Source organism: Streptosporangium amethystogenes subsp. fukuiense, assembly GCF_042665875.1.
GTDB lineage: Bacteria > Actinomycetota > Actinomycetes > Streptosporangiales > Streptosporangiaceae > Streptosporangium > Streptosporangium fukuiense.
In genome coordinates this window covers 922,945-940,833 of sequence record NZ_JBHTEE010000001.1, presented here as the reverse complement: position 1 = coordinate 940,833, position 17,889 = coordinate 922,945, and the positions used below count along the sequence as shown (strand labels likewise).

13 protein-coding genes are annotated in these 17,889 nt (G+C 70.7%); 7 read left to right on the top strand and 6 right to left on the bottom strand.

Translation table 11 applies throughout. The features are described from left to right. Positions 1–20: 20 nt before the first annotated feature. The 6 genes from ACFQVD_RS03970 to ACFQVD_RS03945 form a co-directional block, all read right to left on the bottom strand. A complete protein-coding gene (locus tag ACFQVD_RS03970) occupies positions 21–1,652 on the bottom strand; it encodes a glycoside hydrolase family 43 protein (RefSeq protein ID WP_343976640.1) in 1,632 nt (543 codons plus the stop codon). 143 nt (positions 1,653–1,795) lie between these two features. Next, positions 1,796–4,750: an endo-1,4-beta-xylanase gene (locus tag ACFQVD_RS03965; protein ID WP_343976637.1), complete on the bottom strand. Its 2,955-nt coding sequence runs from the start codon at positions 4,748–4,750 to the stop codon at positions 1,796–1,798. A gap of 60 nt (positions 4,751–4,810) precedes the next feature. Beyond that, entirely contained in the window at positions 4,811–6,202 is a 1,392-nt protein-coding gene (locus ACFQVD_RS03960; protein WP_343976634.1) for a glycoside hydrolase family 5 protein, read from the bottom strand. Positions 6,203–6,251: 49 nt separating this feature from the next. After that, complete coding sequence (locus ACFQVD_RS03955) at positions 6,252–7,076, bottom strand: carbohydrate ABC transporter permease (RefSeq protein ID WP_343976631.1); 825 nt, start codon at positions 7,074–7,076, stop codon at positions 6,252–6,254. Further along, the gene (locus tag ACFQVD_RS03950) at positions 7,073–8,047 is read right to left on the bottom strand and encodes a carbohydrate ABC transporter permease (RefSeq protein WP_343976658.1); all 975 of its coding nucleotides are present in this window, start codon (positions 8,045–8,047) and stop codon (positions 7,073–7,075) included. The genes ACFQVD_RS03955 and ACFQVD_RS03950 overlap by 4 nt, the downstream gene beginning before the upstream one ends. An 82-nt stretch (positions 8,048–8,129) precedes the next feature. Next, positions 8,130–9,425, bottom strand: coding sequence for an extracellular solute-binding protein (locus ACFQVD_RS03945; protein ID WP_343976626.1), 1,296 nt, complete (start codon positions 9,423–9,425; stop codon positions 8,130–8,132). A gap of 179 nt (positions 9,426–9,604) precedes the next feature. On the opposite strand from ACFQVD_RS03945, the gene ACFQVD_RS03940 reads away from it, so the two are divergent. The 7 genes from ACFQVD_RS03940 to ACFQVD_RS03910 all read left to right on the top strand — a co-directional run bounded on the left by ACFQVD_RS03940 (position 9,605) and on the right by ACFQVD_RS03910 (position 17,757). Further along, positions 9,605–10,618: a LacI family DNA-binding transcriptional regulator gene (locus ACFQVD_RS03940; protein WP_343976623.1), complete on the top strand. Its 1,014-nt coding sequence runs from the start codon at positions 9,605–9,607 to the stop codon at positions 10,616–10,618. Between the two features lie 178 nt (positions 10,619–10,796). Further along, entirely contained in the window at positions 10,797–12,068 is a 1,272-nt protein-coding gene (locus ACFQVD_RS03935) for a glycoside hydrolase family 30 protein (RefSeq protein ID WP_386368392.1), read from the top strand. A 43-nt stretch (positions 12,069–12,111) separates the two neighbouring features. After that, a complete protein-coding gene (locus ACFQVD_RS03930; RefSeq protein ID WP_343976617.1) occupies positions 12,112–13,143 on the top strand; it encodes a Gfo/Idh/MocA family protein in 1,032 nt (343 codons plus the stop codon). Then, positions 13,134–13,973: a DUF6807 domain-containing protein gene (locus ACFQVD_RS03925; protein WP_343976614.1), complete on the top strand. Its 840-nt coding sequence runs from the start codon at positions 13,134–13,136 to the stop codon at positions 13,971–13,973. Before ACFQVD_RS03930 ends, ACFQVD_RS03925 begins: the two co-directional genes overlap by 10 nt. 18 nt (positions 13,974–13,991) lie before the next feature. Beyond that, positions 13,992–14,660 (top strand): cupin domain-containing protein, encoded by a 669-nt coding sequence (locus tag ACFQVD_RS03920; protein WP_364147923.1) that lies wholly within the window; start codon positions 13,992–13,994, stop codon positions 14,658–14,660. Positions 14,661–14,727: 67 nt separating this feature from the next. Beyond that, positions 14,728–16,413 carry a DNA polymerase/3'-5' exonuclease PolX gene (gene polX, locus ACFQVD_RS03915; RefSeq protein WP_343976608.1) on the top strand — a complete coding sequence of 562 codons (1,686 nt, stop codon included), beginning with the start codon at positions 14,728–14,730 and terminating at the stop codon, positions 16,411–16,413. Positions 16,414–16,503: 90 nt separating this feature from the next. Continuing rightward, on the top strand, positions 16,504–17,757 hold the full coding sequence (locus tag ACFQVD_RS03910; protein ID WP_343976605.1) for a sulfite oxidase: 1,254 nt from the start codon (positions 16,504–16,506) through the stop codon (positions 17,755–17,757). The last annotated feature ends 132 nt before the right edge of the window (positions 17,758–17,889 follow it).

Sequence of the window (17,889 nt, the reverse complement as noted above, 5' to 3'; positions counted from 1 at the left end):
GGGTGGCCGCCGAACGACGGTCACCACGGCAGCGGCAGGTACTCGAACCAGTCGAAGGCGGCCGCGTTGGTGCTCGGGTGGCCGTTGGAGGTGGCGTACAGGCCGATCATGGCACCGGTGAAGCCTCCGGCCACGGTGGAGCTCAGGACCCGGCCGTCCACCGGATCTCCGAGGTCGGTCCACTCGCCGGGCCGTAGCGCGTACCGGGCCTGGTAGTCCTGGCCGTGCGCCTCCACGCCGAGCCAGAGCGGTCCTGGCGGTCCGGGCGGCCCTGGCGGGATGTCGGCGCCGGCCAGGAGGGTGTCCGCGCCCCCGGCCCTTCGGGTGAGTTCCAGGCCGCGCGCGGTGCGGGTGAGCGCGAGGTGGAAGTCGTCGTTCTGGAGCAGGACGAGCCCGGCGCGTTCCTCCCCCTCCGGACGGAACTCCATCACCGTGTGGGCCGCGAAGGCGATGTGCTGCTGCCGCCGGGCGATCAGGCTGGGCGCGGCCCGCTCGCACACGGTCTGCGGGAGCGCCCGGAGGGTGAGGCGGCTGTCGGCCAGACTCCAGTACGGCTCCCTGGGCGTGCGCAGGTGATTCCAGACCGGCGCGAGGCGTCCGGCGTCGAAGTGGTCGCAGGCGGGAGCCGCGGGCCAGCGGTGGACCGGCGTCGAGGGGGCCGGCATACGCGGTTCGACCTGGTCGAACACCGGCCAGTCGTCCTCCCAGCGCACCCGGGTCAGGAAGGTCTCGCGGCCCAGGTTGTAGCCGCCGGCGGCCCGGACCGCGGCCGTCGTGAGCCGGCCGTCCGGGGAACCGCCGGCGAGGTGATCGTCAAAGGAGCCGCCGCCGGACGGGTGGCCGTCACGGGGGCTGCCGTAGGGGCGGGTGGCGAGCAGCACCGACCACCACTCGCCCTCCGCGTTCCGGACCAGGTCGGGGTGGCCGACGCTGGTGATGGGGTGGCGCAGCCCGAGATGGCGGTGGGTGAGCACGGGGTTGCGCGGGTTTCCCCGGTAGGGGCCGGTGATCCGCTCGGAGCGGGCGACCATGACCGCGTGGTCCTCGGCGGTTCCCCCCTCGGAGGTCAGCAGGTAGTAGTGGGCTCCGATCCGGTAGATGTGCGGGCCCTCGGACCAGATGCCGCCGCGCTGCACCGGTTCCCAGATCACGTGCTCCTCGCCGACCGGCTTGAGCGTGGCGAGGTCGAGTTCGCGCAGCCAGATCTCGGTGTCGCCGTCATAGCGCCTGGCCGCCTTCTCCCGGGTGCCGGTCATCCAGGCGCGGCCGTCGTCGTCGAAGAACAGCGAGGGGTCGAAGCCCCGGGTGTCGGGGAACCAGACCGGGTCGCTCCACGGCCCGGCCGGGTCGGTGGCGGTGACCAGGAAGTTGCCCGGTTCGTCCATCAGCGTGGTGATCATGTAGAAGACGCCGTCGTGGTACCGGAGGGTGGGAGCGTAGATGCCGCCGGACGGCCGTACGCCGTCCAGGTCGAGCTGGGAGGGCCGGTCCAGCACGTGACCGAGCTGCCGCCAGTGCACGAGGTCCCGGCTGTGGAAGATCGGGACCCCGGGAAACCACTCGAAGGACGAGGTGACGAGGTAGTGGTCCGCGCCCACCCGGCATACCGAGGGATCGGGGTGGAAACCGGGGATGACGGGGTTGGCGTACACGGGTCCTCCGTTGGCGTGTGCGGATCCTTCGCCCGCGCGACCTCCTGGCCGGGGCAGGCGGCCTCTTCCGGAGGTCCGCGTTCCCGAAAGAGGGGGCACCGGGCCCGCACGCCGTGTGGCGTGCGGGCCGGCGGCCCGGGGCGCTACCTGACGAGCCGGAGCACCCCCCACCTCGACGTGTCGACGTAGCCGCGCCCGGTCGGGTCGTTCCAGGTCGCGGCGGCCGCGCGGGTGGCGCCGACGGCGTCGTTGACCTGGATGTCGAAGCCGAGCAGGGCGTCCTTGGCCAGGGTGACCGTGGGCAGCCTGATCGCCGCCTCCACCAGGTAGCCGTCCGGGGTGCGGGTGACCGCGCCGGTCAGGTTCTCCTTGACCGCGAAGGCGTCGAAGGTGCCGCCGACGGTCCGCCTGCCGGTGAAGCTGATCCGGTACTGGCCGTCGTCGTCGTCGTAGCCCTTGGTCTTGTTGTTCTGCGGGTCCACGAAGATCTCGACGGAGTCCTGCTCCCAGGCGTTGGGCGACTCCTCGCTGAGCTCGGGGTCGGTGACACGGGCCAGCACGTAGAGGGTGCCGGAGTTCCACATCGCCCGCACCTTGGCGGTCGCCCCCGAGGTGCCCTGGATCCGGGTGCCGGTGGTGATCTCCGGCGCCTGGTGCCACGCGGCGTCCACGACGCCGTCCACCACCGGGGTCCTCTTCGGCGCGCGGGTCGTCCGGATCGCCGGGATGGGAGCCAGCTCACCCGCCCAGGAGGTCTCCTGACCCCCCGCGTCGGCCACAACGACCTTGACACCGGTGGCCGTCCCCGAGGGGAGCAGCGCCTCCACCCGGTAGCCGGTGGCGGTCTTCCTGGTGTGCGCCCTGAAACCGTGGGCGTGCGTGCCACCTCGCTGGACCCGGTACGGCGTGCCGCCCACGGTGAGGGTGACCGTGTCGTTCCTGTTGTCGGTCGGGTCGTTGACCTCGGCCAGCACGTACAGGCCGGCGGGTGTGGTGCGCGCCTGCCAGCCGGCGGACAGGTCGCCGATCCTGGCGATGGGCGCGTCGGGCAGCAGGTTCCACTCGTCGTCCCGCTTGCCGTCCACCGTGACCGTGCCGGCGGGCGCGTTCAGGCTCCGGGTCAGCGGGGGCAGCCTGCCGGGATCGGCGATGCCCCAGTAGGCGGGCTTGGCCTGGAGCTCGTCGTCGAACGGCAGCGGCGGGTTGGTCCGGGTGATCGGGAAGGACGACAGCCAGGTCGCGTCGTCGGCGACGCCCCAGATCGTCACCGACGACAGGTGGTCCGCCTGCCGCCGGAAGACGTCGAAGATCTCCCGGTACCGGTGGCCCTGCAGGGCCAGGATCTCGGCGGGCACCGTGTCGTAGGAGGTCACGAAGTCGGTGTAGACGCTCACGTCCAGCTCGGTGACCTGCTGCTCGACACCTAGCCCGGCGAACTTCTCGATCGTGTCCTCGATGAACGAGGTGGGCGGCTGCTCGACGTTGACATGCAACTGGTGGCCGACCGCGTCGATCGGGACCCCCTCGGCGCGCAGCTTCTTGACCAGGTCGTAGAGCGCCTGCCGCTTGCGCGGGAACTCGGTGTTGTAGTCGTTGATGACGAGCGTCGCGTCCGGGTCCACCTCGCGGGCCACCCGGAAGGCGGTCCTGATGTAGTCGAGACCGGCGATCTCGAACCATGGGGAGCGGCGCAGACCGTCCGGCCGGTTCTCGTCGATGACCTCGTTGACCACGTCCCAGGTGCCGATCCTGCCCTTGTAGCGGCCCATCACGGCGCGGATGTGGTTCTCCATCCGCTGGAGCAGGATCTCCTTGGTGGCGCCCTCGAACACCCAGTCGGGGGTCTGGCTGTGCCACACCAGGGTGTGGCCGCGGAACTCCAGGCCTTCTGCGGTCGCCCAGTCGACCAGGTAGTCGCCGTCGGCGAAGGTGAAGGTACCCTCGGCCGGCTCGGTGGCGTCCCACTTGAGGCTGTTGCCGGGGGTGACGCTCTCGTAGTGCTTGGTGATCAGCTTGGCGTGTTCGCCCAGGGTGGCGCCCCGGTAGAAGGCCGCGCCGACGGTGAACGGCACTCTGTCCTTCAGCGAGGGGATGTCGGTCTGGACGGGCTTGGGCTCGACGTAGGACAGCTGGAAGTCGTCGATGGCGAACGGCTCCGTCCCCGCGGCCGACTCGACGTAGACGCTCAGGAAGTCCACGTCGTGGGCCAGGGTGTAGGTGCCCGCGAGCCTGGTCCACTCGCCGGTGGCCGGTGCCCTGGGCGCGGCCACCCGCTCGTAGGCGGGGGTGCCGTCCAGCCTCCGTTCGACGGACAGGCCCAGGCTCTGGGCGCTGTCGGTGCGCACCCACACCGACAGCTCGTACTTCGATCCCTTGGCCAGCTTGCCGAGGACGGTCCGTGCGGGACCGTCCCAGGAGGCCTGCCGGTTCGTCACGCCCAGGCCGTAGGCCCCGGTGTGCGCGAAGCCGTCTCCCGGGGTCAGGGTGGCGCCGCCGCGCGCGGTCCACTCCTGCGCGGTGCCGGTCTCGAAGTCGCTGGTCAGGCCGGACCGGGTGGGGTCGGTGTCGGCGGTGACCACGATGTCGTCGAGCTGGAAGGCGACGGTCTCGTCCGAGCTCTCCGCGTACAGCGACAGGGCCGAGTCGGTCGCGTAGGTGTAGGTGCCGGACAGCCGGACCCATTCGGAGTCGGTGACGGTGGCCGCCGCGATCCGCTCGTAGACCGTCGTGCCGCCTGCCGGGGTGCGCTGCATGGTGAGCGCGATCGTCGAGGACGGCTGACCGGCGGCGGCCCGCGCCCACGCGGTCACCTGGTAGCCGACGCCCTTCTCGAAGGGCGGGGTCACGGCCGCTCCGTGCCAGGTCGCGCTGCGGCCGCCGGTGAGCAGGGATCGGGTTCCGCCGTGCGCGGAGTCCGTGGTCGCGGTGACCGAGACCCCGGAGCCCCGGGGTTCCCAGCCCTGCGTGCCGGACTCGAAGTCGTAGCCGACGACGGTGGCGGCCGCGTGCGCGGCGGGGACGGTCGACGCGCCTGCCAGGAACGACAGTGCGAGGGACAACAGGGCCAGGACCGCTGTTCGCGGCCGGGGGGTGCGCATCTCCTGGGCTCCTCGGTCAGGTAGGAGTGGGTACTCAGACGTCACCGCCTTACGGCTTCGTCAAGCGTCGCCGCCCGGGTTCCCGGCGAGCAGGTTCTCGGCGAGCAGGTCGAGCAGCGGCTGCCGCCGGGCGCACCGGGCGAGTGCGAAGGAGTCGGCGAGGGCGGTCAGTTCCTCGTCGGAGCAGCCTCGCAGCAGCTCGGCGTACTCGGGAACCAGCGCCTGCGCGATGAGGATGTGCCGGATCAGGTCGTCGGTCTGGTAGCGGGCACCCCACGGGTAGGGGTTCCAGGAGGGGAACTCGGTCTCCACCAGCCGGTGCAGCGGCGCCAGCTCACTCGCCGACTCCTCCATCGTCGAGCCCCACCGGTCCGCGCCCAGCCGTCCCTTCTTGGCGATGAAGTCGCCGAACCGGCTCATGTACGGTTCACCCGCGCTGACCAGGCCCTGCAGCCCGACGTCCTTGTAGGTCCACAGCGACCAGCCGGCCTGGTGGGAGTCAAAGATCTCCAGCTGGTCGCGGAGGATCTGGTAGCGCTGCCGGTCGACCTCCGCGTCGCCGGTGTAGACGGGACCGAACTCGCCGACCCACAGGGGGGTGCCCGTCTCGCGCTGGAAGACGGTCCGCCGCTCGAAGGACTTCTCCAGCTGGGCCCGGTCCACCCACTCGCCTCGGGTGTGGCCGGGGTAGGGGCCGCCGTGTGCGAAGCCGGCCAGGGCGTAGTCGTGGCAGACGAAGACCGTGTTCTCGTACACCTCGCGGAAGATCGAGAAGTCGGTGGAGTAGGTGTTGCCGTCCAGGAACAGCACGTGTCCGGGGTCGACGGCGCGGACCGCCTTGACCAGGCGGTCGTAGAAGGGGCCGACGACCTGCCCGCCGGAGTCGCCGGGCTCGTTGACCGGGTTGTAGCCGGCCACCCACGGATTGTCCCGGTAGCGGTCGGCCACGGCCTCCCACAGGTGGACGACGCGGTCCTGGAAGTGCCGGTGCTGCCAGAAGGCGGCTATGTGCGTGGGGTTGTCGGAGTGCCAGTGCTGGTTCTGCGCGCCGGGCAGGGCGTGCAGGTCGATGACGCTGTAGATGCCGCGCTCGGCGAGCAGGCCGATCACCCGGTCGAGGTGGCGGAAGCCCTGCTCGATGATCTCGAAGGGGCGGTCGTCGGACTCCAGGTGGCGGTAGTTGATCGGGATCCGGACGCAGTTGGTGCCGAGGTCGGCGAGGAGCGAGGCGTCGTCGGCGCCGAAGAACGAGGTGAGCAGGCGGTCGAAGAACAGCTCGGCCCGGTCGTCGCCGAGCACCTCCCGGACCGCGGCGCGCATCGTGGCCTCGTTGGCCGGATATCCGGTGATGAAGTTCTCCATGTTCAGCCAGCCCCCGAGGCCTACTCCGCGCAGCCGTACCGGGGTGCCGGCCGAATCGACGAGACGGGATCCGGCGACACTCAGGGTCATGTTTCTCACTCTCCACAACGGTCGTTCGACACAGCGATGAGGTCCCGGCTCAGCCCTTGGTGGCGCCCGCGGTGAGGCCGCTGATCAGCTGGCGCTCGGCGACCGCGTAGAAGGCCAGGGCCGGGACCATGGAGACGATGACGTAGGCCAGGATCTTGGCCGTGTCCGCCGCGTACTCCCCCTGGAACTGCTGGACGCCCAGTGGCAGCGTCCACAGGTTCGGGTCGTTGAAGACCACCAGCGGGAGGAAGAAGTTGTTCCAGCTCGCCACGATCGCCAGCACCGAGACGGTGGCCAGGGCGGGCCTGGCCATCGGCAGCAGCACCCGCCAGAAGAACCCGAAGGGGGTGCAGCCGTCGAGGGTGGCGGCCTCCTCGACCTCGTTGGGGATGGACCGGAAGAAGGTGCGCAGGATGATGATCGTCAGCGGCAGCCCGAACGCGGCCTGCGGCAGGATCACCCCGAGCGGGTTGTCCAGCAGGCCGAAGGTGCGCAGCAGGATGAACAGCGGCAGGATCGCCACCGCGAACGGGAACATCAGCCCGATGGCGAACAGCGTGAACAGGAACTCGCGGCCGCGGAAGGCGAACCGGGCGAAGGCGAAGGCCGCCATCGCCGACAGGAACACCACCAGCACGGTGGTCGCCACCGCGATGAACAGGCTGTTGAGGAGCTGGCGCCAGAACGCGCCGGTGGCGATCACGTCGGTGTAGTTCTCGGTGACCCATGGGGAGGGCAGGCCGAGCGGGTTCTCCGACAGCTGGGCGGTGGTCTTGAAACCACCGAACAGGCCGTACACGAAGGGGACGACGATGAAGACCGCCGCCACCCAGACGATCACGTGGATCGGGACCGTCCGGAACCGGGCGATCATCGGTGGTCTCCCATCGTGGTACTGGCCCCCTCCAGGTCCCGGCGCAGCACGAACCGCTGGTAGCCGAGGGCGAAGACGAGGCTGATCAGGAACATGGCGACGCTGATCGCGCTGGAGTAACCGATCTGGGTCCGTTTGAAACCGTATTCGAACATGCTCACGGCCATGGTCTCCGAGGCGTGCGAGGGGCCGCCGCCGGTGAGGATCCAGACCAGGTCGAAGAGCTGGATCGTGCCGATGACGGACAGGAACACGCTGACCCTGACGGTGGGGCCGAGCAGCGGCAGGGTGACGTACCGGAACACCTTCCAGCCGCCGGCGCCGTCGATCCTGGCCGCCTCGTGCAACTCCTTGGGGATGCCCTGCAGCCCGGCCAGATAGATGATCATGTGGAATCCGAAGTACTTCCAGGTGATCACCAGAAACAGCGAGAACAACACGGTGTCCGGCTCCGACAGCCAGCTCCACGGCTCCAGCCCCCAGGAGGTCAGCAGCCGGTTGGCCAGACCCGCCTCGGGCGAGAGGATCAGCGAGAACAGCACGCCGGTGATCGCCTCGGAGAGCATGTACGGCGCGAAGAACAGCAGCCGGTAGAGGGCGCGCCCCCGGATCCGCTGGTTCAGCATCACCGCCAGGCCCAGCGAGAGCGGCAGCTGCACCACCAGGGAGAGCAGGACCAGGATGCCGCCGTTTCGCAGGTCGCCGATGAAGATGTCGCTGTTCAGCAGCCGGGTGAAGTTGTCCAGGCCGATGAAGTCGCTCGGCGGCCCGATGCCGTTCCACTTGTGGAGGCTGGTGTAGCCGGCGACCAGGATCGGCGTCAGTACCAGCAGGGTGAACAGGACCAGGGCGGGGAGCACGAACAGGATCGCGGTGATCCAGCCCTTTCCCCGGCGCCGCCCCTCGCGCCGTCCTCGCCGCTCGGCGGGTCTTCTTCCGGGAGGGGCCGGACGTGCGTCCGGCCCGGTCATCGTCGTCACCGACCTCGCCCCTTCACCGTGCTCACCGTCGGTTCCCTGGCCTCGATCGGCTCTGTCACCTTCATGCGGACGGCTACTCCGACTCCGACTTCGCCGTCTCGGTGATGACCTTGACGACCTCCTCCGGCGTCTTCCTGCCCGCGATCAGTTCGGCCACGGCGTCGTTGACCTCCTGGCCGACGGCCGGCGGGTACGCCTGGTCGAGGTAGAGCTGGAAGCCGGTCGCGGCCGACAGCGCGTCGGAGACCACCTTGATGTTGGGGTCGGTGACGGCCGACTCCTCCCCCTTGAGCACCGGGAGCACACCTCCCGCGGCGACCGCCTTGGAGTGGTTCTCCTTCTTGAGCGCGAACTTCAGGAAGTCCAGCGCGGCGGGCGGGGCGTTGACGCCCACGGCCAGGCCGCCGCCGCCGCCGAACGCGTCGCCCGCGGAGCCCTTGCCCCCGTCCACGGACGGGAAGGTGAAGAACCCGAGGTCGTCCCCGAGGCCCTTGCCGGAGTCCTTCTGCACGGACGGCGCCCACTGGCCCATCAGTTCCATGGCGGCCTTGCCGTTGCTCACGGTCGCGGCCTGCCCGTCGGGGGTGGAGTAGTCGGCGTTGAGGAAGCCCTTCTGGAAAGGCTGCAGGTCGACGAGTTCCTTGAGCCGCTGCCCGGCGGCGACGAAGTCGGGGCCGGTGAAGTCGTTGGTGGTGCCGGCCTGGCTGAGCGCGTCCAGGCCCGCCACCCGCATGGCCAGGTAGGCCCAGTAGTAGTGGCCCGGCCACTTGGCCTTGCCGGCGAGGGCTATCGGGGTGATCCCTGCCGCCTTCAGCTTCTTCACCGCGTCCAGGAACTCGGTCCAGGTGGCGGGCGGGGCGGAGATGCCGGCCTTGGCGAAGTTCGCCTTGTTGTACCAGAAGCCGACCATGCCGATGTCGGTGGGCAGCCCGTAGGTCTTCCCGTCGAACTGGTAGGCGGCCAGGGAGGCCGGGGTGAAGTCGCCGAGGATGTCACCGGCCTCCGACGACAGGTCCTTCACCAGGCCCGCCTCGATGTGCTGCTTCAGCACACCGCCACCCCAGGTGGAGTAGAGATCGGGCGCCTTCCCCGACTGGGTGAGGGTTGCGAGCTTCGGCTTGTAGGAGTCGTTCTCGATACCGATGTTCTTGATCGTCACATTCGGGTTGGCCGCCTGGTACTCCTTGACGCGATCCGCCCAGAAGGACTTGAGCGGTTCGGCCGTCGCCAGGTTCCAGAACTCGAAGGTGACCTTCTCCGAGCCGGCGCTCGCGCCCGGTTGCGCCCCGTTATCGTCCGCGCTCGTACCGCAGGCTCCAAGAAGCAGCACCGATGCCGCCAGCGCCACCACGCCTCGCCGACTCAGCATGGGGGTTCCCCTTTCGGGAGTGGGTATGAAAAGTTTCACATGTTCCCCGAACATTTCGTGACCCGGAGGATAGGTAAATTGCCGGTTACGCGTCAATAGCCGTCGTGGTAGCGAGCTCGAACAGCAACGAAGACGGGCCCCCCGCAGGCCTCCGAAAGTTTTCGGTTAGTATTCGCCGCATGCCATCCAACAGGCGGGTGACGATCGCCCTGATCGCCGAGGAGGCCGGGGTTTCCGCGCCCACGGTCTCGAAAGTCATCAACGGGCGGCCCGAGGTCGCCTCCGAGACCAGGCAGCGGATCGAGCGCCTGCTGCACAAGCACGGCTACATACGCAGGACCGGCCAGGGCGACGAGCCCGTCGGCCTGGTGGACCTGGTCTTCACCGAGATCGAGAGCCCGTGGGCGATGGAGTTGGTGCGCGGCGTGGAGACCGCGGCCCGCGAGGTCGACGCCGGCGTGGTCGTCTCGGTACTGCACAGCCACGCGGGCCCGGGCCGGGACTGGGTGGAGCGGATCGCCACCCGGCGCACCGACGGGGCCATCCTGATCGGCTCGCGGATCAGCGCCGCCCAGCACGGCCAGCTGGCCGCCAGGTCCATCCCCTTCGTGGTGGTGGACCCGGAGGGCGAGCCGCCGCCGGGAGTCGCCTCGGTCGGCGCCACCAACTGGAGCGGCGGCCTGGCCGCCACCCGCCACCTGCTGGAACTGGGCCACCGCCGGATCGGGATGATCGGCGGCCCGGCCGGCATGCTGTGCAGCCGGGCCCGCATCGACGGCTACCGCGCCGCGCTGGAGACCGCGGGGATCGCGGTGGACCCCTCGCTCATCGGGTACGGCGACTTCCTGGTCGGCTCGGGCCGCGACCTGGGCCACGCGCTGCTGTCGGCGGCGGACCCGCCCACCGCGATCTTCGCCGGCAGCGACATGCAGGCGTTCGGCGTCTTCGAGGCGGCCAGGCAGCGCGGCCTGCGGGTGCCGCAGGACCTGTCGGTGGTGGGCTTCGACGACCTGCCGTTGGCACGTTCCGCCTGGCCGCCGCTGACCACCGTGCGCCAGCCGCTCCAGGAGATGGCCGCGCTGGCCACCCGGATGGTGCTCGGCCTCGACCGCGGCGGGCACGAGCCCCGGCGGGTGGAGCTGGCCACCGACCTCGTGGTCCGCGACAGCACCGCGCGCCCTGACGGCTGTTGACTGCCGCCATCCGAAAGATTTACGGTGATCGACACGAAAAGTCTCGGTAATCTTGTGAAACTTTCGGAAAGCGGGTTCCCGCATGTCACGACGTCACAGGGCACTACTGACACCGATCCTCCTGTTCCCCCTTCTCGGGCTTGGCCCTGCCGTCAAGGAAAGCGCTTCCCCGATCCGGGTGGAACAGCACGGCGTTCTCCAGCGGATCGACGGTTTCGGCTTCTCCCAGGCATTCCGCCGCAACGAACTGGTCCGCGCGCTGCCCGCCGCCAAGCAGCGGGAGATCCTCGACCTCTGGCTGAGCCCGGAGAAGGGCGCCGGGCTCAGCATCCTGCGCCTGGGAATCGGCTCCTCCCCGGCCGGCAGCCCGTACGACCTGATGACCTCCATCCAGCCCGAGGATCCCGGCGGCCCGGACGCGCCGCCGAAGTACGTCTGGGACGGCGAGGACGGCGGCCAGGTCTGGCTGGCCAAGGAGGCCAAACGCTACGGCGTGAACCGTTTCTACGCCGACGCCTGGAGCGCCCCCGGCTACATGAAGGACAACGGCTCCGACAGCGACGGCGGCACCCTGCTCCCGGCGTGGCGACAGGCGTACGCCGACTACCTGGTGCAGTACGCGAGGTTCTACGCCCGTGAGGGCATCAAGATCACCGACCTCGGGTTCACCAACGAGCCCGACCTCACCGTCTCGTACGCCTCGATGCGCTTCACCCCGGACCAGGCCACCGAGTTCGTCAAGGTCCTCGGCCCCACGGCGGCCCGCGCCGGCCTCAGGGTGATCTGCTGCGACGCCGCCGGCTGGTCCGAGCAGCGCGAGTACACCCGCGCCATCGAGGCCGACCCCGCTGCGCGGCGGTGGGTCGCCACGCACGCCGGCCACCCCTACGTCAGCCCGGTGGACGGCCCGCTGCCCACCGGCCGGCCGGTCTGGATGTCGGAGTGGTCGCCCAACGGAAGCACCTGGAACGAGGCGTGGGACGACGGCAGCGGCTACGACGGCCTCGCGGTCGCCCAGCAGATCCACGACTCGCTCACCCTGGGCAGGGCGAACGGCTACGTCTTCTGGTTCGGCGCCTCACGCGGCGCCACCCGGGGCCTGATCCAGATCGACGAGGCCACCTCGACCTACCACGTCTCCAAGCGCCTGTGGGCGCTGGCCGCCTACAGCCGCTTCATCCGGCCGGGCGCGGTCCGGCTCGCCGTCACGGCCGCCGACCCGGCGCTGAAGGTCACCGCCTTCCGCAACGCCGGGGGCTCGGAGGTCGTGGAGATCCTCAACACCGCCACCGTGCCCGTCTCCACCAGGATCACGACCCGGGCGGGCCGGGCCACCTCCTACCTGACCGACGGAGATCACTCACTCGCGGCCACGCCGCTCGCGGGTCTGCGGCCGGACCGCACCCTCACCCTTCCCCCGCGTTCCCTGACCACGGTCGTCGTACGTTGACGCGCCCCGTACCGGAGGCGGCCGCCACCTGGAAGGGACGCGGATGATCCGGGTGGCGGTCGTGGGCACCGGCGGCATCGCGGGGATCTGCCATCTGCCCGCGCTGCGCGCCCAGTCGCACCGGGCGCGGGTGGTGGCCGCCGCCGACGTGGACGAGGCCCGGGTCAGGGCGTTCTGCGCCGAGCACGCGATCCCGCGGGCGTACCCCTCCCTGGAGGCGATGCTCGACGCCGAGCGGCCCGACCTCGTCCACCTGTGCACCCCGCCGCACCTGCACGCCGCCCAGGCGAGGGCCTGCCTGAAGGCCGGCGCCTGGGTGTGGATCGAGAAACCCGCCTGTCGGTCGCTGGCCGAGTACGACCTGATCACCTCGGCCGAGGGGCCCGGCTACGCCTCGGTGGTCTCCCAGCACCGGTTCGGCTCCGGCGCGCGCCACCTGCGCGCCCTCGCCCCCGAGCTGGGCCGCCCGCTCGTCGCGCTCTGCGTGACCGCCTGGTACCGCGACCACGCCTACTTCGAGGCGCCCTGGCGCGGCCGCTGGGAGACCGAGGGCGGCGGTCCCACCATGGGGCACGGCATCCACCAGATGGACCTCATGCTGTCGATCCTGGGCGAGTGGTCGGAGATCCGCGCGATGGCCGGCACGCTGGACCGCCGGATCGAGACCGAGGACGTCTCGATGGCCGCCGTCCGCTTCGCCTCCGGAGCCATGGCCTCGGTGGTCAACAGCGTGCTGTCCCGGCGCGAGGAGAGCTACCTGCGCTTCGACTACGCCGAGGCGACGGTGGAGCTGCGCCACCTGTACGGCTACCGCAACGCCGACTGGAGGTCCACCTCGGCCCGCTGGAACCCGCCGGTGGACCTGCCGAGCTCGCACGAGGCGCAGCTGGCGGAGTTGCTGGACGCCTACGAGCGCGGCGAGCGCCCGCCCATGAGCGGCCCCGAGGGGCGCCGGTCGCTCGAACTGATCACCGGCCTGTACGCCTCGGCGTTCACCGGCCGGCCCGTGCTCCGCACCGACCTCACCCCCGATCACCCCTTCTACCGCCGCCTGGACGGACGCGCATGGAGCTGACCTTCACCGAGCGCGGCGTCGAGATCCTGCGCTACGTCCACCGGCCGGAAACGCCGGTGTTCGAATCTCCCAAGCCCTACTTCCACCCGATCAGGACCCTGGCGGGCGACGTGGTCAGCGCCTACCGACCGCACGACCACCGCTGGCACCGGGGCCTGCAGCTGACCGTCTCGGACCTGTCGGGGGAGAACTTCTGGGGCGGCGGCAGCTACGTCCGCGAGGCCGCCGGATACGTGGACCTGCCGAACAACGGGACCATGCGGCACGAGGAGTTCCCCGCCCCCGGCGTGGAGCGGCTGACCTGGCACACCCAGGGCGGCGAGCACTGGGTGGACGAGGTGCGGACCTTCGAGGTCGGCGACGTCGGCGACGACTCGTGGGCGCTGGAGCTGTCCACCGCGATCACCAACGTACGCGGAAGGGATCTGGTCTTCGGTAGCCCCACCACCTCCGGCCGCCCGATGGCCGGGTACTGTGGCCTGTTCTGGCGCGGGCCTCGCTCCTTCGAGCACGGCCAGGTGATCGCCGAAGGCGGCGAGGGGCCGGAGATGATGGGCCGGGAGTCGGCGTGGCTGGCCTACAGCGGCACCCACGACGAGGTCGACCGCTCCTCCACCCTGCTGTTCCAGAGCGCCCAGCCCACCGTCTGGTTCGTCCGCACGACGCCGTTCGCGGCGGTCAACCCGTCCATCGCGTTCCATCGCGAACTGATCCTGCCGCCCGGCGCGACGCTGCGGCTGCGCTACCGGATGGTCGTGGCCACCGGCGCGTGGGACCGCCCCCGGCTGGAGGCGTACGTCCGGAGGCACCCGTGTCCGGCACCGGCATGAGAGACCCAGGGAGCACCCGTGTTCGGCACCGGCGTGAGCGATCTGACCGTCTACGACTGGCCCGCCGCCGACGGCCTGCGCGGCGGCTCGCCGCACCTGCACACCCTGTGCGCCGAGGCGTACGCCGTGGTGGCCGGTTCCGGCAGCGTGCAGACCCTGACCTGGGAGGGTTACCGGGAGACGGCGCTGGCCTCCGGCTCCGTCGTCTGGTTCACCCCCGGCACCGTCCATCGCCTGGTCAACGACGGTGAGCTGCGCATCGTGGTCCTCATGCAGAACAGCGGCCTGCCCGAGGCCGGCGACGCCGTCCTGACCTTTCCCCCCGAGGTCCTCGCCGATCCGGCCGGGTACGCCGGGGCCGCGCGTTCGGCCCCGCGCGAGCGCCGCGACCTGGCCGTCGAGGGGTTCCTGCGGCTCCGTGCCGCGGGCCGCCCCGGTTTCGCCGCCTTCCTCGAGGCCGCCGCCCGCCTCGTCGGCCCCCACCTGGACGCCTTCGAGTCCCGCTGGCGCCAGGGCCCGCTGCGCGCGGCGGAGACGACGGGCGCCCGGCTGGCCGCGCTCCGCGCCGGCGACCTGGCCCACCTGCGCGAGGCGGCGGTCACCCCGATGCCCTCCGTGCCCCGCGACGGCATGTGCGGCCACCTGCTGACCTACCCGGCGGACCCTCCCGGTCGGGACGGGGCCTGAGGTCGGCCGGGGGCGCGGCGGACCGCCGGGAGCGGGAACTGTCGGTGCGATCTTCTAGGCTGGCCCCATGGCACGAGCTAACGACGACGTCGCGGCCGCTCTGGAGGAGTACGCCGAGCTGTTCGCGATGACCGGCGGCGACGCGTTCCGGGTCCGCAGTTACCAGAAGGCGGCCAAGGCGATCGCGGGCTTTCCCGAGGACATCACGGCCGTGCCCGTGCGAGGCGTGCCGGGGGTGGGCGAGGCGATCGCCAAGAAGGTCGAGGAGTACCTGGAGCGGGGCAGCTTCCGCCAGCTCGACGATCTGCGGGGGAAGGTTCCCCAGGGAGTGCGGCGGCTGACCCGGGTGGCCTCGCTCGGGCCGAAGAAGGCGGTCTTCCTCTACCAGGAACTGGGCATCGACTCCCCCGAGGCCCTGGCGAAGGCCATCGGGGAAGGGCGTCTCGAGGGCGTCAGGGGCTTCGGCGCCAAGACCGTGGAAAACCTGCTCAAGGGGGTCGAGAACCTGGCGGAGAACAGCGCCAGGATGCACACCGGAGTCGCCATGGACCTGGCGGAGCGGGTCATCGCCTCGCTGCCGGGTGCCGAGCGGATCGCCTACGCCGGGTCGCTGCGCCGGATGAAGGACACCATCGGCGACGTCGACATCCTCGCGGTCGGCCCCGAGTCGCTGATGGACGACTTCAAGGCCCAGCCCTACGTCGCGGAGGTCATCGCCTCGGGCGACAAGAAGACCTCGATCCGCACCGCCCAGGGTGTCCAGGTCGACCTGCGCCTGGTCCCCGCCGAGTCGTGGGGCGCCGCGCTGATGTACTTCACCGGCTCCAAGGAGCACACGGTGCACCTGCGGGAGATCACGGTGAAGAAGGGCTGGAAGCTGTCGGAGTACGGCCTCTTCGAGGGGGAGCGGGTGATCGCGGCCGCGACCGAGGAGGAGGTCTTCGAGGCGTTCGGCATGGCGTGGATCCCGCCGACCCTGCGCGAGGACACCGGGGAGATCGCCGCCGCACTCGCCGGTGAACTGCCCGAGCTGGTCACCCTGGAGGATCTGCGGGGCGACCTGCACACCCACACCGACCTGACCGACGGGATCGCCTCGCTGGAGGACATGGTCGCCGCCGCCCACGCTCGCGGCTACTCCTACTACGCGGTGACCGACCACGCCCCCGACCTGGCGATGCAGCGGATGACGCTGGACAAGGCCCTGGAGCAGCGCGAGCGGCTGCGCCGGCTGCAGGAGAGATACCCGGGGATGCGGCTGCTGCACGGCAGCGAGCTGAACATCGCCCCCGACGGCTCGGTCGACTGGCCGGCCGAGGTGCTGGCGGGCTTCGACGTGTGCGTGGCCAGCATCCACTCGCACTTCACCCAGTCCCGCGAGGAGATGACCCGGCGCCTCGTCACCGCGTGCGAGAACCCCCACGTGCACATCATCGGCCACCCGACCACCCGCAGGATCGGCGCCCGAGGACCGGTGGACGCCGACTGGGACGAGGTGTTCCGCGCCGCGGCCCGCACCGGCACCGCGATGGAGATCGACTCCTTTCCGGACCGCTCCGACCTCCCCTCGGACCTGGTGCGGCTGGCACAGCACCACGGCGTGAGATTCTCCATCGACAGCGACGCCCACGCGGTTCCCCATCTCGACAACCAGCGGTTCGGCATCGGTGTCGCCCAGCGCGGCTGGCTCACCGGTGACGACGTGATCAACACCTGGCCCCTGGAGCGGCTGCTGGCTTTCCTCGGTCGTTGAGGGGATGATTGAGAGCGGCGAGGGCGTGATACCCATCGCATATTACATAGTTTACTGGTAGGAAATAGGTGTAGAGAGGAGCGGTGCCGGATGCCGTACGAGAACCTCGACGACGAGGCCGTCCGCCGGCGCGCCCGAGCCGGGCGGACTCCACAGGAGGCCCCCGACCGGCTCCGACTGGCCACCGTCGACGGCAGGACCCTCGACGACAAGGACCTTGATGACAGGGACCTTGATGACAGGGCCGGCGACGACCCGTCCGCCTCGGGGATCGTCAAGCCGCTGCCGCCGGAGCTGTTCGTCGAGCACGAGACCAATGCCGAGATGCGCTGGGACGCCATGGGCGACGTCGGGTTCCACGTGCCCAACGACCGGTTCTTCGTCCGCAACCACACCTCCACCCCGATCGTCGACGCGGCCACCTGGCGGCTGCGGCTGCACGGCACGGGCCTGAGCGCCCCCCGGAGTTTCGGCTACGAGGAACTACTCGCGATGCCCTCGGTGACGCGCGACGTGGCGATCGAGTGCGCGGGCAACGGGCGGAGCCTCTTCACCACCCAGCAGCACCAGGAGGTCGCCGGCACCCCGTGGCGGCTCGGCGGCATCGGGGTGGCCCGCTGGCGCGGGGTGCCGCTGGCCACGGTGCTGGAACGGGCCGGGATCACCCCGGACGCCGTCGACGTCATGGCCCGCGGACTCGACCCCGCCTACGTGGCCGACGGGGTGGACCACGGCCGGGTACGCCGCCCGATCCCGGCGGCCAAGGCGCTGCGGGACGTCATCCTCGCCTACGAGATGAACGACGAGCCGCTCCCGCCCGACCACGGCCACCCCGTGCGGCTGGTCGTCCCCGGCTGGATCGGCCTGGCCTCGGTCAAGTGGGTCGGCGACATCGAGGTGTCCACCTCGCCGCTGTCCTCGCCCTGGAACACCGAGTTCTACCGGATGTTCGGCGACGCCTACCCGCCGCAGGGCGGCGCCCCGCTGACCACGCAGGGGGTCAGGAGCGCCTTCGAGCTGCCCTGGAACGCCACCCTGGTCGCCGGGCGCCCCTACCTGCTGCGCGGGCGGTCGTGGTCGGGCAACGGCCGGATCGCCGACGTGGAGGTGAGCCTGGACGGCGGCGCCACCTGGCAGCGCGCTCCGCTGCGCGGACCGCACGTGGCATCCACCTGGACCCGCTGGCAGGTCACCTGGAAACCCGCGGAGACCGGCCGGCACTTCCTGCTCGCCCGCGCCACCGACGAGACCGGCGCGGTCCAGCCGTCGCACACCACGCACAACGACTTCGGCTACCTCTTCGACGCCGTCGTCCGCCACCCCGTGACCGTGGTGAGCGGTTGACCGGGAGCCCGATCGGGCCGGACGGCCCGGCCCGCGGCTCCGGATGCCCGCACCCGGGTATCACCTTCGGAAAGAACCGCCGGGACACCTCCATCCGACAGGCGTGACTACCGAGTGAAATGGGAATATCAC

Coding starts and splice junctions, on each gene's coding strand:
- ACFQVD_RS03965 (WP_343976637.1), bottom strand. CDS start 4,750: ATGCGCACCCCCCGGCCGCGAACAGCGGTCCTGGCCCTGTTGTCCCTC.
- ACFQVD_RS03960 (WP_343976634.1), bottom strand. CDS start 6,202: ATGACCCTGAGTGTCGCCGGATCCCGTCTCGTCGATTCGGCCGGCACC.
- ACFQVD_RS03955 (WP_343976631.1), bottom strand. CDS start 7,076: ATGATCGCCCGGTTCCGGACGGTCCCGATCCACGTGATCGTCTGGGTG.
- ACFQVD_RS03950 (WP_343976658.1), bottom strand. CDS start 8,047: ATGACCGGGCCGGACGCACGTCCGGCCCCTCCCGGAAGAAGACCCGCC.
- ACFQVD_RS03945 (WP_343976626.1), bottom strand. CDS start 9,425: ATGCTGAGTCGGCGAGGCGTGGTGGCGCTGGCGGCATCGGTGCTGCTT.
- ACFQVD_RS03940 (WP_343976623.1), top strand. CDS start 9,605: ATGCCATCCAACAGGCGGGTGACGATCGCCCTGATCGCCGAGGAGGCC.
- ACFQVD_RS03930 (WP_343976617.1), top strand. CDS start 12,112: ATGATCCGGGTGGCGGTCGTGGGCACCGGCGGCATCGCGGGGATCTGC.
- ACFQVD_RS03925 (WP_343976614.1), top strand. CDS start 13,134: ATGGAGCTGACCTTCACCGAGCGCGGCGTCGAGATCCTGCGCTACGTC.
- polX (WP_343976608.1), top strand. CDS start 14,728: ATGGCACGAGCTAACGACGACGTCGCGGCCGCTCTGGAGGAGTACGCC.
- ACFQVD_RS03910 (WP_343976605.1), top strand. CDS start 16,504: ATGCCGTACGAGAACCTCGACGACGAGGCCGTCCGCCGGCGCGCCCGA.